The 15,296-nt window shown below is 68.5% G+C and carries 13 protein-coding genes; 8 read left to right on the top strand and 5 right to left on the bottom strand.

Annotation, left to right across the window (positions count from 1 at the left end; translation table 11 throughout):
• Positions 1-141: 141 nt before the first annotated feature.
• Positions 142-1,899, bottom strand: a complete 1,758-nt coding sequence (locus E2F49_RS06940) for a DUF2207 domain-containing protein (RefSeq protein WP_279487327.1) — start codon at positions 1,897-1,899, stop codon at positions 142-144.
• Positions 1,900-2,061: 162 nt separating this feature from the next.
• On the opposite strand from E2F49_RS06940, the gene E2F49_RS06935 reads away from it, so the two are divergent.
• The gene (locus E2F49_RS06935; protein WP_133393130.1) at positions 2,062-2,568 is read left to right on the top strand and encodes a DUF4019 domain-containing protein; all 507 of its coding nucleotides are present in this window, start codon (positions 2,062-2,064) and stop codon (positions 2,566-2,568) included.
• Positions 2,569-2,624: 56 nt separating this feature from the next.
• Here the strand turns inward: E2F49_RS06935 and E2F49_RS06930 are convergent, their stop codons facing one another.
• Positions 2,625-2,855 (bottom strand): RNA-binding S4 domain-containing protein, encoded by a 231-nt coding sequence (locus E2F49_RS06930; protein WP_133393129.1) that lies wholly within the window; start codon positions 2,853-2,855, stop codon positions 2,625-2,627.
• A 196-nt stretch (positions 2,856-3,051) separates the two neighbouring features.
• Here E2F49_RS06930 and E2F49_RS06925 point away from each other — a divergent pair, with 196 nt between their 5' ends.
• Positions 3,052-4,122: a sensor domain-containing diguanylate cyclase gene (locus tag E2F49_RS06925; protein WP_133393128.1), complete on the top strand. Its 1,071-nt coding sequence runs from the start codon at positions 3,052-3,054 to the stop codon at positions 4,120-4,122.
• A 25-nt stretch (positions 4,123-4,147) separates the two neighbouring features.
• On the opposite strand, the gene E2F49_RS06920 is transcribed toward E2F49_RS06925, so the two are convergent.
• Positions 4,148-5,089 (bottom strand): DMT family transporter, encoded by a 942-nt coding sequence (locus E2F49_RS06920; RefSeq protein WP_133393127.1) that lies wholly within the window; start codon positions 5,087-5,089, stop codon positions 4,148-4,150.
• Between the two features lie 60 nt (positions 5,090-5,149).
• A complete protein-coding gene (locus tag E2F49_RS06915; protein ID WP_133393126.1) occupies positions 5,150-6,460 on the bottom strand; it encodes an NTP/NDP exchange transporter in 1,311 nt (436 codons plus the stop codon).
• Positions 6,461-6,757: 297 nt separating this feature from the next.
• On the opposite strand from E2F49_RS06915, the gene E2F49_RS06910 reads away from it, so the two are divergent.
• Together E2F49_RS06910 and E2F49_RS06905 are read left to right on the top strand one after the other, a co-directional pair.
• The gene (locus tag E2F49_RS06910) at positions 6,758-8,020 is read left to right on the top strand and encodes an HD-GYP domain-containing protein (RefSeq protein WP_165971138.1); all 1,263 of its coding nucleotides are present in this window, start codon (positions 6,758-6,760) and stop codon (positions 8,018-8,020) included.
• A gap of 19 nt (positions 8,021-8,039) precedes the next feature.
• On the top strand, positions 8,040-9,278 hold the full coding sequence (locus E2F49_RS06905; RefSeq protein ID WP_133393124.1) for a putative bifunctional diguanylate cyclase/phosphodiesterase: 1,239 nt from the start codon (positions 8,040-8,042) through the stop codon (positions 9,276-9,278).
• A 59-nt stretch (positions 9,279-9,337) separates the two neighbouring features.
• Here the strand turns inward: E2F49_RS06905 and E2F49_RS06900 are convergent, their stop codons facing one another.
• Positions 9,338-9,925 carry a superoxide dismutase gene (locus E2F49_RS06900; RefSeq protein ID WP_133393123.1) on the bottom strand — a complete coding sequence of 196 codons (588 nt, stop codon included), beginning with the start codon at positions 9,923-9,925 and terminating at the stop codon, positions 9,338-9,340.
• 108 nt (positions 9,926-10,033) lie between these two features.
• On the opposite strand from E2F49_RS06900, the gene grxD reads away from it, so the two are divergent.
• From grxD to E2F49_RS06880, 4 genes are all read left to right on the top strand, one after another.
• Positions 10,034-10,354: a Grx4 family monothiol glutaredoxin gene (gene grxD / locus E2F49_RS06895; RefSeq protein WP_055249895.1), complete on the top strand. Its 321-nt coding sequence runs from the start codon at positions 10,034-10,036 to the stop codon at positions 10,352-10,354.
• Positions 10,351-11,100: an SDR family NAD(P)-dependent oxidoreductase gene (locus E2F49_RS06890; RefSeq protein ID WP_055249228.1), complete on the top strand. Its 750-nt coding sequence runs from the start codon at positions 10,351-10,353 to the stop codon at positions 11,098-11,100. The genes grxD and E2F49_RS06890 overlap by 4 nt, the downstream gene beginning before the upstream one ends.
• The gene (locus E2F49_RS06885) at positions 11,097-11,699 is read left to right on the top strand and encodes a YhgN family NAAT transporter (protein WP_133393122.1); all 603 of its coding nucleotides are present in this window, start codon (positions 11,097-11,099) and stop codon (positions 11,697-11,699) included. The genes E2F49_RS06890 and E2F49_RS06885 overlap by 4 nt, the downstream gene beginning before the upstream one ends.
• A 256-nt stretch (positions 11,700-11,955) precedes the next feature.
• Positions 11,956-15,270 carry a TonB-dependent receptor gene (locus E2F49_RS06880; protein ID WP_133393121.1) on the top strand — a complete coding sequence of 1,105 codons (3,315 nt, stop codon included), beginning with the start codon at positions 11,956-11,958 and terminating at the stop codon, positions 15,268-15,270.
• The last annotated feature ends 26 nt before the right edge of the window (positions 15,271-15,296 follow it).

Below are 15,296 nucleotides of genomic sequence, written 5' to 3'. Positions count from 1 at the left end.
TTTCCGGCGAGGGTTGGGTGCAGGCGCACCGTCGCACGACGTCGCCTCGGTTGCCGTTGGAGAATCGCGCGCAAGCGCGCTTTCCGCGTGTCGGATCGCCTGCCCTACATGCGGATCGCATGCGAGCCGGGATATGGACTCTCAGCCGCGGGGCGGCTGTGGCGCCGGCGCCTTCTTCTTCGGCCGCGACGTCGCCGCGATCCGTGCCGCGAGGCTGTCACCCATCGAACGGCTGAAGCGCGAGAGGTCGGTGACCTCGAGTCCGCGATACCAGTCGAACCCCGCGACGGCCGCCACGGCCGGCTGGGGGCCGACCGACGCAGCGAAGGCCCGGGTCCACGCGTCCTCGACGTCCAGCGCGACCGCGTAGGGCAGCAGGCGGGCGTAGCGCGTGGCGTCGAGCGGGAGGACGTCGTCGTGCTGGCGTCGACCGGATTTTGCGGCGCCCAGCAGATGGCGCCGCAGACCTTCGGTCTGCTCCAGCAACCGTCGGCCCTCCGCGGTCGGCGCGCGCACCAGCACCGCGAACGCGATCAGCATCGGCAGCATCAGCGCGACCACGAGCGCAGTGGCCGGCAGGACGGGCGCGTGCCAGGACAGCCACAACGCAGGCACCGCGGTGGCGATCGCGATCAGCAACGCACCGAGGATGCTGCCGGCGTGCGCGCGGAAGAAGGCGGGCACGAACCGCTTGCGCAGGGCCAGCTCGTGCGCCCGGCAGGCGCGGGCGATGCGGGCATGCTCGCGGCTGCGCAGGTCGACCGTGTCGTCCGACCCCGGCAGCAGGGCCGTCAGCTGGGCACGCTGTTCCATCGTCGGCAGGGTCTGCGCGCCTTCACGCGTGCGTTCGAGCCGCCATCCGGTGCGCGTCGCGGTCGGCAGGCGGCGGATGCGCAGATGGTCGTCGACGGCGGCGGCCAGCAGGTCGGCGGCGAACCCGCGCGGATCGTGACGCATGCGGCGCATGAAGCGCAGGCCGGCGGGCGAGAAACCGGGCGGCGGCTCGCGCTGTTCGGGCACCGCACCGAACGCCTGCGGCTGGCGCACGTGACGCCAGCGCAGCACGCAGTAGACGGCCAGCGCCAGCAGGCCGGCCAGTGCGAGCAACAGGCCGGCATGGTCCTGCAGCCACCAGCGCACGTGGTCGCGGCTGCCGGACGCGGCGACCACGTCCTGCGGGAACGTCAGGCGCACGCGCAGTCCCGTGTGCGGCGCCAGTGCCTGCGTGAGTGTCCAGCGCGCACTGCCGGCCGCCGACAGCGCCACGTGGAAGTCGCGGCCGGACGCGCCGGTCAGTCCGGCGGCCTGTAGGTCGCCGACCGGAACCGCCCGCGGCAGGGTCACCGTGACCGTGCCCTGTTCGACCGGCACGGCCTGGTCGCTGCCGATCGCCTCGAGCGAGACCACGCCCGGCTGGACCTGGCGCATGGTGCGGTAGCGCAGGGTGTAGACCGGCTCGGAGGGCACCTGCAGATGACCGGCGTCGCCACTGTGCAGGCGCAGCACGCGGCCGATCCGTTCGGTGCGCCAGGGCTCGGTTCGGCCGTCGCGCAACACGTCGAGAATCTGGATGTCCGCGACGACCGCCTCGTCGCCCAGACCGCGGTATCGGACCGGCAGGTCGCGGACGATGCCGTGGCGGAAGGCGCGGCCTTCGGCACGCAGTTCGATGCGCTCGGTGATGTCGAGCCGGCCGTCCGCGAGCACGCGCACGTCCACGTCGTGACGGAGGATCCGCTCCTGCGCCCACGCAGGCGCGGCGAGACAGATCAGCAGCAGGAGCGCGCAGCGGATCAGGGCGCCGGCTCCATGGCGACCGCCCGGGCCCGCAGCACCGCACCCACGCCAGCCATCGCGTACACCGCGGTCACCGGCGACGGCCTGCAATGTCGGGCGCACATGCCATGGGGCGATACGGAATTCCGGGCGAAGCGCCCGAGCATACCCCCTGCGCGCGACGGGTCCATCCGGGGTTACCCCGGGTGGCAGCGGTGCTTGTCGCAAGGCGGCCAGCGCGTACACTCGCTCCACTTCACTGCAGTCCCGCGAGGAACGTCACGAATGAACACCCTACGTCTGTCGTTGTCGGCCGCTCTGCTGATGGCCATCGCCACCGCCGCCAATGCGCAGCAACCCGCGGCCCAGCCCGCCGCGCAGCCGGGCGCCGCCGCCCAGCAGCAGCTCACGCCCGAACAGCAGGCCCAGGTCGCGCGCCAGGACGCCGAAATGGGCGCCGCCGCGCTGCAGGTCATGCAGATGATCGACGGCAACCGCGCCGGTGAGGTGTGGGACGGCGCTTCGGCGACGATGAAGGGCGCAGTGACGCGCGACGAATTCGTCCGCCAGATCAACATCGACCGCAACCGCCTCGGCGCGCCGACCAAGCGCGACCAGCCGGTCGTGAGCCGTTCGCAGTTCCGCGCCGGCGAAGCCGTGCCGGAAGGCATCTACATCAACGTCGCCTCGCCGACCACGTTCGCCAGCCAGCCGCAGGCGGTGCGCGAACTGGTGTCGTTCCGTCTCGACGAGGATCGCACCTGGCGCGTGTCGGGCTACAGCCTTCGCTGAGCCTCGATTTCCGCGGTTCCGGACGGCGCCTGCGGGCGCCGTTCGCGTATCCGGGCTCAGATGCCGGCGATGACCTGCACCACATGGCCATCGAGCTCGACGGTCTGGCCCGCGCGGATCTTGCAGGTCTTGCGCAGCTCCACCGCGCCATCGACGAAGACCGCGCCGCTGGCCACGATCGCCTTGCCCGCACCCCCGCTGTCGCAGAGTCCGGCCAGCTTGAGTAGCTGGTTGAGTTCGACGTGATCGCGGCCGCCTTCCAGCGGAATTTCGATCGGGGTAGGCATCGGCAGGTCTCGCAGGGCGGCCGCGCATTATCCGGCATCGGGTCCACGGTGCTCGATGTGCGACACGTCACATCCGTCGACCCTGACCGATCACGCAGAGCGCGCAGTCAGCTTCGGTACGCTACCGTGCGACCGGTTTGTTCAGGGAGTCTGCGATGTCCGCATTCCGAGTGCGCCCCGTACGCGCACGCTGCGCATGATCCGCCCGCCGCTGCCCGCCGACGAGGCCGCGCGGCAGGCCACGCTGGATGCCTATCGCATCCTCGACACCCCACGCGAGGCGGCCTACGACGATCTCGTCGCGATCGCCGCGGCGATCTGCGACGTGCCGATGGCGGTGATCACGCTGATCGACCATGACCGCCAGTGGTTCAAGTCCGCGCAGGGCGTGGATGGCGACGGCACCGCGCGCGAGGTGGCGTTCTGCGCGCATGCCATTCTCGACCCCGGCGAGACCATGGTCGTGCGGGACGCGCGGAAGGATGCGCGCTTCAGCGACAACCCGCTGGTGACGGGCGCGCCCAACGTGCGCTTCTATGCGGGCGCGCCGCTGCGCGCGGCCAATGGACAGCCGATGGGCACGTTCTGTGTGATCGACGACAAGCCGCGCGAGCTGGAGCCGGCGCAACGCACGGCGCTCGAGGCGCTGTCGCGCCAGGCGACGCGGCTGATGGAGCTGCACCGGATCAGCAGGGAACTGCACCTGCAGATCGAGGAGCGAGGCTGGTACGAGCAGCAGCTGCTGCATTACCAGCAGGAGCTCGAGAACCAGAACGCGGATCTGGAGGAACAATCGCTGACCGACCCGCTGACCGGCCTGGCGAACCGCCGCGCGTTCTCGCGCACACTCGAGCAGGCCATCGTCCAGGCGCATGCGCTCGGCACGCCGCTGTCGGTGGCGATCGTCGACATCGACCACTTCAAATCGATCAACGACCTGCACGGCCATGCCGAGGGCGATCGCGTGCTGCAGTCCCTCGGCGCGATGCTGCTGTCCACCGAGGCAGCGCGCGGGCGCGTGGCGCGGTTCGGTGGCGAGGAGTTCGTGCGCCTGCTGCCGGGTCGCAGCCTGGAGCAGGCGGCGCGCGAATCGGAATATCTGCGCGAGGCCGTGGCCGCGATGCCCACCGGCCTGCCGGTGACGATCAGCATCGGTGTCGCCACCCTGCACGCGGGCGAGGACGCCTCGTCGCTGCTGTCACGCGCCGACCAGTCGCTGTACAAGGCCAAACGGGAAGGTCGCGACCGGGTGTGCGCATTGCCCTGAGGCGCCGCGCCGCCGGTTGCGGCCGTCAGTCGGCGATCTGTTTGGCCTCGCCGGACGCGAGGTTCTCCGGATGCACGATGCGCCGCGGCCGCGACAGCAGCGGGTACACCAGCACCGCGGCGAGGATGATCGCGACGCCGGCATAGAAGCGCGGGGTCAGTTCGTGCTGTTCGCCGAGCAGCAGGATCGCCAGAGCGATCGCGTAGACCGGTTCGAGGTTCACCGCCAGCTGCGCGGCGAACGCGCTCATGTGCCGCAGCGCGACCAGCGACAGCGCGAACGGCAGCAGCGTGCAGGCGAAGGCGAGCAGCAGCAGGTAGCCGGCGTCATGCAGGCCGGGCAAGGTCAGCAGACTGCCGGCGAATGCCGGGAACAGCAGCGGCATCAAGGGCGCGAGCAGGGTCAGCGTCAGCGTGCCGGCGCCGAGTTCGAGCGCAGTGACGGTGAGCGGGTCGGCACGTTCGACCAGCCGCTTGTTGAGCGAGCCGAAGCAGGCCACGAACAGCGCCGACAGCGCGCCGACCGCCACGCCCACCCGCATGCCGTCGGGAATGCCGCCCACGACCAGCGCGACGCCCGGCAGCACCGCGACGCCCAGCGCCAGTTCGCGCCACGAGAACCGGCTGCGCGCGACCAGCGGCTCGATCAGTGCGATGAACACCGTCGCCAATGCCATGCAGGTCGCCGCGACCGAGGCGTTGGCGAGCTTCACCGCGCCGTAGAAGGTCAGCCAGTGCAGCGCGACCAGGGCGCCGACGCCGGCGTAGGCCAGCAGCAGCCGGGGCGGCAGGGCGCGCAATCCGCGCCAGACGCGCGGCACCAGCATCAGCGTGCCGGCGACCAAGAGCATGCGCCACCACACCAGCGGCAGCGCGGGCAGGGTGATCAGCTTGCCGAGGATGGCGGTGAAGCCCCACAGCAGGACGCAGAAGTGGATCTGCCAGTGGGCTTTGGTCGTGGACTGCATCGCGGGGCGCCGGCAAGGGCGCGCATTATCCATCGGCGCCGCCCGCGCGGGCAGGTCGCGTCAGTCCATTCGACTGTTCCGGATCGCCGGCAGCGCCGGCCCGGCGACCGCGCGCTGTTGCTGGGCGCGCCCCAACCAGATGCCCAGCGCGGCCCACACCAGTGCCAGGGGCACGACCACGCTGACCAGTCCGCCGAGCGCGAGCCCGAGCCGGCCGAGCACGCCTTCGGTCTGCGCGCCGACCACATCGCCGACGCGATAGACGAAGGTGTCGATGAAGGCCTTGGCCTTGTACTTGTCCTCGCGGCCGACGACGGTGAACAGCGTTTCGCGCGCGGGCCGGGTGATGCCGCGCTGGATGGCGCGATTGGCAGCCTCCAGCAGTATCAGCACCAGGAACGAGCCGTAGATCGCCAGGCCGATGAAGCCCACCGCCATCGCCAGCGGCAGCAGCGCCAGCGCGAAGCCCAGACCCAGGCGACGGATGAGGTGGCCGGTCAGCGTGACCTGCAGCACCAGCACCGCGACCTGGGTCCACATGTCGATGTTGCCGAGCAGACCGGTCCGCGCATCGAGGTCGCTCTCGGCCGCGGCCACCATCTGCAGGCGGGTGAAGTACAGGAAGGTCGCGACGATGGTCATGATCACCACGTAGCCGGCGATTCCCATCAGATAGCGCGAGGCGAATACCGCGCGGATGCCGGCCAGCGCACTGCCGCCGATGCGCTCCGATGTTTCCGGGCGTGCAGGATCGGTGCGCGGGCCGTCGCCGCGCAGATGCACCAGCCACGCGGCCAGCCCGATCGACGCGAGCAGGAACGCCGCCGCAATCAGCAGCAGGGTGGGGGTGCCCAGCGGTTCGGCGAGCCGCGCCGCCAGCCATGGGCCGAAGATCGCGCCGAGCGTCCCGCCGACCGCGATGAGGGCGAACAGGCGCTTGCCCTGGTCGCTGCTGAAGCGGTCCGCCAGCAGGGCCCAGAACACCATGGTCACGAACAGGTTGAAGACGCTGAACCAGACGTAGAACACCTGCCCGCTGCGCGCGCCGACCGCGCCCGGCGCGAACACCAGCAGGGCCCAGAACGCGACCAGGCTGGCCGCGAAGAATGCATAGGTTGCGCCGATGAAGTGCAGGCGTTGCAGGCGCGCCACCAGCCCGCCGAAGACCGGGTTGACCAGCAGCGTGACCACGGCGGTGCCGAGGAACAGCCAGCGCACGCTGTCGAGTCCGCGCTCAATGCCCAGCGCATCGCGGGCCGGCCGCAGCATCATCAGCGCGGTCAGGATGCAGAAGAAGAACAGCCCGGCGACGAAAACCGGCGCCGCCTCGCCGCGCCGCAGGTTGAGCAGGTCGGACAGTCGCCCGCGCATCACCGATGCCGGCCGACGCGGATCGATCTGTCGCCTCGACTGCACTGAAAGCGTTGCATGGGCCGACGACCTCCGCGATGACGATGACCCGATCATAGGCGCTGGCGACTGCGGATCCGGATCGGATATTCGCCGAAGACGCGGCATCCACAGCCGCACCCTGTAGGCTGTGTGCCCGGCCGGAGGACGTCCACCTTGCCGGGGCGCCGTATCGAAGCAGCCGGGTCGCATGACCGGCGGGGTCCGATGGGATGCACAGGGGAGGACGGTCTTCAGGCCGGGAGGGGCCGGGCATCGATGTTGTCGAGTGAACGCAAGCTGGCAGTCGCCGAGCTGAAAGAAGGCATGTATGTCTGCCGCCTGGACCGACCCTGGGAAGGCACGCCGTTTCTGTTGCAGGGGGTGCTGATCGAGTCCGAGTCGGACATCGAGACGCTGGCCGGTCTGTGCAAGGAGGTCTATGTCGACGTCGAGCGCGGGGTCGTGCCCGTCGAGGCGTCGCTGCTGTCCCTGGAACCTGCCGCACCGCGTATCGTGATACCGCCCAAGTCGGCCTGGCGCGCCTACAGCGACGACGAAATCGCCGCGCTGCAGGGCACGGCGACCTACCCCGAAACGGTCGAGTTCGAACAGGAGCTCTCGCAGGCCCGCGACGCGCACGTGCAGGCGGCGGCTTTCGCCGAGCGCGTGCTCGACGATGTCCGCGAAGGACGCGCGATCGCGGTCGAAGACGTCCGCGGCGCGGTCGAGCCGATGGTGCGCAGCTTGGTCCGCAACGCCGATGCCTTCCTGTGGCTGGATGCATTGCGCGCACGCGGCGCCTACGAATACCGCCACGCCCTGTCGTGCAGCGCGCTGGCCGTCGCGTTCGGCCGTCACGTCGGCCTACCGCAGGAACTGCTGGTCGACATGGCCAGCGGCGCGCTGCTGCTCGATGTCGGCAAGCTCCGCCTCGACGATGCGCTCGTGTCGAGCAGCACCGCCTACGGCGACGAGGAGCGTCGACGCATGCAGGCGCACGTGGAACACAGTCTGGCGATCGTCGATGCCGGCGGCGCCGTACCCGAGCACGTGCGCGAGATGATCCGCACGCACCACGAATGGGTCGACGGCGGCGGCTATCCGCGCCGGCTCGAGGGCGACGCGGTGCCGCTGCTCGGACGCGTGGCCGCGGTGGTCGATGCCTACGACGCGATGACCAGCGACCGCCCGCACCAGTGCGCGGTCGCGCCGCACGTCGCGTTGCAGGCGCTCTACAAGGCGCGCGGCAGCCAGTTCGCCGCCGAGATCGTCGAGCAGTTCATGCAGTGCATGAGCGTCTACCCGATCGGCGCGCTGGTCGAGCTGAGCAGTGGCGAGGTCGCGATCGTCACCGCGCAGAACGCGGCGCGTCGTCTGCAGCCGCGGGTGATGGTACTGACCGACCCGGACAAGCAGGTCCTGTCCCAGTTCCATTCGCTGGACCTGCTGGTGCGGGCGCACAGCGACGACCCGGTGCGGATCGCCAGTGCGCTCCCGCCGGGTGCCTACGGTCTTGACCCGGTGGATCTGTTCCTGTGATGCGTCGCGGGTACGCCCCGTGCTGAATCACGTTGCCGCACTTGCCGAGGTCGAGGCCTGTCTGCAGGGCGCGCACGAAGAGGCGCCGCTGGGCGTGCTGGTCCTGCGGGCGCAGCGCGTCCGCGAGGTCGAACTGGCGCTGGGCTATGCAGCGTCGGCGTCATTGGCCGATGCGATGCAGACGGCGCTGGTCGATGCGATGCGGCCCGGCGACCGGGTGATCCGCATCGGCGAGCATGATTTCCTGGTTCTGCTGCCCGGCCTGCGCGGACGCGCGCACGCGGGTCTGGGTGCAGCCAAGTGTTTGCGCGTGCTGCAGCAGGGTTTCGAGGTGGGCAACGGCCTGCGCGCGCAGCCGGCGCCCGTGGTCGGCATCGCGGTGGCGCCGTTCGACGGCGACGCCGCCGAGCAGCTGTGCCGCCGCGCCGACCGGGCCTGCGACGATGCACTCGAGGCCATCGATCGGCAGGCCTTCTGGAAAGCGCCGCCCGTGCCCCTGGAGACGTTGCACGAGGATCTGCGCGTCGCGATCGCCGACAACCAGCTCAGTGTGTTCCTGCAGCCGATCGCCGCACTGCCCGACCGCCACATCCGCAGCTACGAGGCGCTGTCCCGCTGGACACATCCCACGCTCGGCAACATCCCGCCGGACGTGTTCATCGCCGCGGCCGAGCGGGGCGGTCTGATCGGCGATCTGACCCGCTGGAACGTCAACGTCGCGCTGCGGCATCTGGCGACCCTGCGCCGCGCCGGTCGCGCAACGCGGATCGCGGTGAACCTGTCGGTCGACGCGCTGCAGGTGCCGGGCTTCGTCGAGCAGGTGCTCGACCTGCTGCGGTTGTGGGACGTGCCGGGCGACGCACTGGTGTTCGAGATCACCGAGAGCGCGTTGATGCGTGACATCGGGCGCTGCACCCATCTGCTGTCGCAACTGCGCGAGGCCGGCATCCGGATCGCGATCGACGATTTCGGCACCGGCTATTCGTCGCTGGCCTATCTGCGGCGGCTGCCGATCGACGGCCTGAAGATCGATCGCAGTTTCGTCCGCGACATGGTCGACGACCTCCGTGCCCGCCGCATCGTCGCGACGATGATCGAGCTGGCCCACGATCTCGAACTGACCGTCGTCGCCGAAGGCATCGAGGACGAGCCGACGTTGGCGCTGCTGCAGGACGCGCGCTGCGACTTCATCCAGGGCTGGCTCATCGGACGACCTGCCGATGCCGACGATGTGGTGGCGGCTGCGACCACCTCCTGATTGCGCTCATGCGCGCGGACGTTCTCGCGCCCGCGAGCCGTTGTTCGATTTGCGTGGCGTCAGCGCAGGCGCGCGGCCACCGCGTCCCAGTTCACCAGCTGCCAGAACGCATCGAGATACTTGCGCCGGTTGTCGCGGTAGTCGAGATACCAGGCGTGCTCCCACAGCGACAGCGCCAGCAGCGGCGTGTCCTGCCCGGTGATCGGGGTCGCCGCGTTGGCCGTCGTCGCCAGCGCCAGTCGACCGTCCGGCCGCTGCAGCAGCCAGACCCAGCCGGCGCCGAAGGTCGACAGCGCCAGTGCATCGAACCGCGTGCGCAGGCCTGCGGCGTCGCCGAACTGGCGCGCGATCGCTTCCGCCAGCCGGCCCTTGGGTTCGCCGCCGCCGCCCGCCGCGGTGGGCTTGAGCGAGTGCCAGTAGAAGGCGTTGTTCCAGGCCTGGGCGGCGTGATCGAACGCCGCGCCCTGGGCCTTGCGCACAACCGTCTCCAGCGCTGCATCTTCCAGCTCCGTGCCTGCGAGCAACGCGTTGAGCCGTTCGATGTGCGCCCGCTGCAGGTGGCCGTGGTGCTGGTCGAGCGTGTCGCCCGACAGGTGCGGCTCCAGTGCGGTGCGGTCGTAGGGCAGGGCGGCGAGTTCGAGGGGCATGGCCGGCAATCCGGTGGTCGATGGCGACGACGCGATAGAATGCACGAATTCCAAACCCCGATCCGCGTCGACCCCGTGTCGGCGCCGTGGTCCTGCAGGAGCGTCACCGTGTCGATCCTCGAACACATCCAGGCCGAAATCGACGGCCATGCCATCGTGTTGTTCATGAAAGGCACGCCGCGGTTTCCGATGTGCGGTTTCTCCAGCCGCACCGTACAGGCGCTGCGCGAAGCGGGCGCGACCGAGTACCGCACGATCAACGTGCTCGAGGAGCCGGAGATCCGCGCGAATCTGCCGCGGTTCTCGAACTGGCCGACGTTCCCGCAACTGTTCATCCATGGCGAGCTGATCGGCGGCTGCGACATCACCCTGGAGCTGCACGAATCCGGCGAGCTCGGTCGCATGGTCGCCGAGGTGCTGGCGGCGTGAGCGCTGCGCCTGCCGATGCGGTCCCCGGCGCGCTCGCCGGGCGCGTGATCCTGGTCGTCGGCGCCGCCGGCGGACTCGGTGACGCGGCATCGCTCGCCTGCGCACAGGCCGGTGCATCGCTGGTGCTGCTGGGGCGGCGTGTGCCCAGGCTCAACCGTCTGCACGATCGCATCGCGGCCCACGCTGCGGCGCCCGCGCTGTACCCGATGGATCTCGAGGGCGCGACGCCCGACGACTACGCCGATCTCGCGGCGCGGATCGAGACCGGATTCGGACGTCTCGACGGCATCCTGCACGTCGCAGCCGCCTTCGACGGCCTGACCCCGCTCGAACTGACCGACCCGGCCGCGTTCGCACGCGCGCTGCACATCAACCTCACCGCACGCTGGTGGCTCACCCAGGCCTGCCTGCCGCTGCTGCGTCGCGCCGAGGACGGGGCGATCGTGTTCGCGATTGACGACCCCGCCCGCACTGCCGGCGCCTACTGGGGCGGTTACGGTCTGGCGCAGGCCGGAACGTCCGCCTTGGTCGGCATGCTGCAGGCCGAACTCGGCGACGCCCCCGTACGCGTCCACGGGCTGCTGCCGCCGCCGATGCGGACGCCGCTGCGGGCGAAGGCCCACGTGGAGGCCGAGGACCGGATCGCGCGTGCGCCGGCCGACGTCGCCGCGCACTGCGTCACCCTGCTGTCGCCCGCCGGCGCATCGCGTCGTGGCCAGCTGTGGGCACCGGAGGCGCGCGCATGACCATCGCCTCGGCCGCGCTGCTGCTGTTCCTGATCCTCGATCCGCTCGGGAACATCCCGGTATTCCTGAGCATGCTGCGGCGGCTCACGCCACAGCGGCAGCGCATCGTGCTGGCCCGCGAGCTGCTGATCGCACTGTTCGTGCTGATGCTGTTCCTGTGGGCCGGCAAGTACGCGCTCGAGGTCATGCACCTGCGGCAGGAGTCGGTGGCGATCGCCGGCGGCATCGTGCTGTTCCTGATCGGCATCCGCATGATCTTCCCGCCACCCGAAGGCCTGATGGGCGAGATCCCCGACGGCGAGCCCTTCATTGTGCCGATGGCGATCCCGCTGGTCGCCGGCCCGTCCGGCATGGCGGCGGTGATGCTGATGGGCAGCAACGAGCCCGACCGGCTCGGCGAATGGAGCCTGGCGCTGCTGATCGCCTGGGGCGCCACTGCCGCGATCCTGTTCTCGGCGACCTATCTCTACAAGCTGCTCGGCGCCCGCGCCCTGACCGCCATCGAGCGGCTCATGGGCATGCTACTGGTCGCGATCTCGGTCCAGATGCTGCTCGACGGCCTGGTCGGTTTCCTCGGGAATGCCCAGACCGCCGCGTGAGGCTGGCGTGACCACAGTGCGACAAGGACTTACGGCAGATTGTTGCCGTCAGTCATAAATGTCAACGCCGTCAGTGGCTTGCGGCTCATCCGGCGTGTCATGGCACTGTCACTTTGGTTGGTTACCGTGTTAACCTGTTGTTAACCACAGCGCATTGCCCGCGCCGCTGTGGCGGGGCCCCCATTCTTGTTTGAAGACCTGACCGTCGCTCGCCACCCGGCTTGCGCCGACATCCACGCATCGAGGCTATAGACCCATGAACCACACGCATCGCGCCCGACTCTCCAAGCTGTCGCTCGGCCTGATCGTCGCCCTTGCCGCCGCTCCCGCGTTCGCGCAGAGCACCTCCGCCGGTGTCGGCGGCCAAGTCACCGGCGCCGGTGGCGCACCCGTGACTGGCGCAGAAGTGACCATCGTGCACACCGAGTCCGGCACCGTCAGCCGCGCCACGACCGATGCGAGCGGCCGCTACAACGCCCGCGGCCTGCGTGTGGGTGGTCCGTACTCGATCACGGTGACCAAGCCGGGCGAGGGCACCAAGACCGAAGACAACGTCTACCTGACGCTCAACCAGATCAGCACCGTCAATGCCGCCCTGACCGGCGACATGACCACGCTCGCCACCGTGACCGCGACCGCGGTCGGCGGCTCGGAAGTCTTCAGCACCACCAAGATGGGCTCGGGCACGGCGGTTAACCAGCGCACGATCGAATCGCTGCCTTCGATGGGCGGCAACATCCAGGACTACATGCGCCTCGACCCGCGCGTGGCCTTCACCGATCGCGCCTCGGGCAGCATCAGCGCCGGCGGCCAGAACCCGCGCTTCAACAAGATCACCATCGACGGCGTGTCGGCCAGCGACACCTTCGGCCTGGAAGGCAACAACATGCCGACCCAGCGCCAGCCGGTCTCGATGGAAGCGATCGAAGCGCTCGACATCGACCTGTCGAGCTACGACGTGACCATCGCCGGCGCCGCCGGTGCGAACATCAACGCCGTCACCAAGTCGGGTACCAACGAAGTCCACGGCTCGGTCTACGGCTACATGCGTGACGGCGACTGGTTCGGTTCGCACCCGCTGACCCGCGCTCCGTTCACCGAGTACGACAAGGAAGAGACCTACGGCTTCACCGTCGGTGGTCCGATCATCAAGGACCGTCTGTTCTTCTTCGCCAACTACGAGAAGTTCGAGCGTTCCAAGCCGGGTCCGGACCTGAGCAGCACACCGCTGTTCAATTCGACGGCCGACTTCAATGCCGCCGACCTGCAGCGCGTCGTCGACATCGCACGCAACAGCCTCGGTTTCGATCCGGGCTGGTACGAGGGCGCGACCGGCAACACCGACCTCGAGGAATACGCGGTCAAGATCGACTGGAACATCAACGACAACCACCGCGCGAACATCCGCTACAGCAAGCTCGAGCAGAACCGCCTGCGCGCCGACGGCAACAGCGCCTCCGCGCTGGTGCTGAGCTCGTCGTGGTTCAACCACGCCAAGACCGTCGAGAGCTACGTGGGCCAGGTCTTCAGCGACTGGTCGGACAACTTCTCGACCGAGTTCAAGGTCTCCTACCGCGACTACTCGGCCATCCGCCAGACCCCGACCAATGCGCCGCTGGTCACCGTCTATTTCGACAATGGTGTGCCGGGCAGCCAGCCCACCGCGGGCGATTTCATCCGCTTCGGCACCGAGCGCAGCTCGATGGGCAACCAGCTGCTCACCGAAACCTGGAACTACTTTGGTTCCGCCACGTGGACGCTTGGCGATCATGACGTCAAGTTCGGTTTCGAATACGCCGACAACGAGATCTACAACCAGTTCCTGCAGGACGCTTGGGGCAACTACAGCTTCTTCGTGCCGCGTGGCGCAAACGGTGTGGCTGACTTCGGCAATCTCGAGCGCGGCCAGTACTTCCGGTACGACCTCAGCACCAATCCGCTGGATCCCAATGCCATTCCTGCGGTCTTCAGCAACCGCAACCTGGGCTTCTTCATCCAGGACACCTGGTATGCCACTCCGAACCTGACGCTGACCTTCGGCGTCCGCGGCGATCGCCCGAGCACCGATATCGATCCGCCGTACAACGCCTGCTTCGCCGCGGCGCCGGGCGCCGCCAATGTCGCGCAGTGCGGCGCGGGCCATACGGGTGGCTTCGGAATCGACAATTCCTTCACCTACTCCGGTGATTTCATCATCCAGCCGCGCTTCGGCTTCAACTACACCTTCGATACCGAGCGCCAGACGCAGCTGCGCGGCGGCGTTGGTCTGTTCCAGGGTGACTCTCCGACCGTCTGGGTGAGCAACGCGTTCCAGAGCACCGGGATGAACTACACCCGGTATACCAATGTCACCGACTGGCAGGGCGTTCCCTTCAGCCCGGATGGTTTCAATCCGAGCATCCCGGGCGCCGGCTCCGCGGAGCGGTCGGTAAACGCGATCGACAAAGATTTCGAGCTGCCGTCGGTCTGGAAGGCGAATCTGGCGTTCGACAAGGAAACGCCGTGGTGGGGCATCGTGGCATCGGCCGAGTTGCTCGTGACCGAGACCAAGAACGCGCTCTTCTACAATAGCTTGAACATCGGTCCCGGTTTCGAGGGCTATGATGGACGGCGTTTGTTCTGGAACCCCAGCATCTATAACTTCAGCAATGCCTCGAACAACCGTTTCGGCCGCAATGCTTACTTCGGTGATGTGTATCTGCTGCGCAACACCGATAAGGGCCGCAGCCGCCAGATGACCCTGTCGCTGGCCAAGCCGTGGACGCCGGACAGCGACTGGTCCTGGAGCCTCGGCTACACCTACACCGACACTAAGGAGGTCGGTTCGCTGACCAGTTCGACCGCTAGTTCGGGTTTCGGTAGCCAGTACAACTTCACCACCAATGACGAAGCCCTGCATCGTGCGCGCTACGAGATCCGCGACCGGTTCTCCGGCGCGATCAATTGGGAGCACGCGTTCTTCGGCGACTACAAGACCCAGGTCGGTCTGTTTTACGAAGGCCGCAGCGGTCGTCCGTACAGCTACATCTTCTCGGGTGACGCCAACGGCGACGGCCGCACCTTCAATGATCTGTTCTACGTGCCGTCGGGCCCGGGTGACGTGCTGTTCGGTACCGTCAACAACGCTGGTACTTTTACTGCCAACCCGGCCATGGAAAAAGCCTTCTTCGAGTGGCTGGCCACGCAGGAAGACCTGTCGAAGTACAAGGGCACCTACGCGCCTGAGAACGCCTTCCGCGCCGGCTGGGTCAACACGTTCGACGTGCGCATCAGCCAGGAGCTGCCGGGCTTCATGAAGGGTCACAAGTCGAAGGTCTGGATCGACGTCCAGAACGTTGGCAACCTGATCAACAACGACTGGGGCCACATCCTCGACTGGGGCTTCAACGGTAACCAGGCGGCCGCTACGCTGGTCGGTATCGACCGCGCGACCGGCAAGTATGTGTACGGTTACCGCAGCGGCACCTCGTTCGGCCAGCCGGGCAACCTGGCGGTGCCGACCGATTCCGACAGCAACACCAACGGCATCTCGCAGTGGTCGGTGCAGGTGGGTCTGCGTTACGACTTCTGATCGACGCACTGTCGTAATGAGGTAGG

The sequence above is a fragment of the Luteimonas terrae genome (assembly GCF_004358165.1).
GTDB classification, from domain to species: Bacteria; Pseudomonadota; Gammaproteobacteria; order Xanthomonadales; family Xanthomonadaceae; genus Luteimonas; species Luteimonas terrae.
This window is presented reverse-complemented; position numbering and strand designations above follow the sequence as displayed.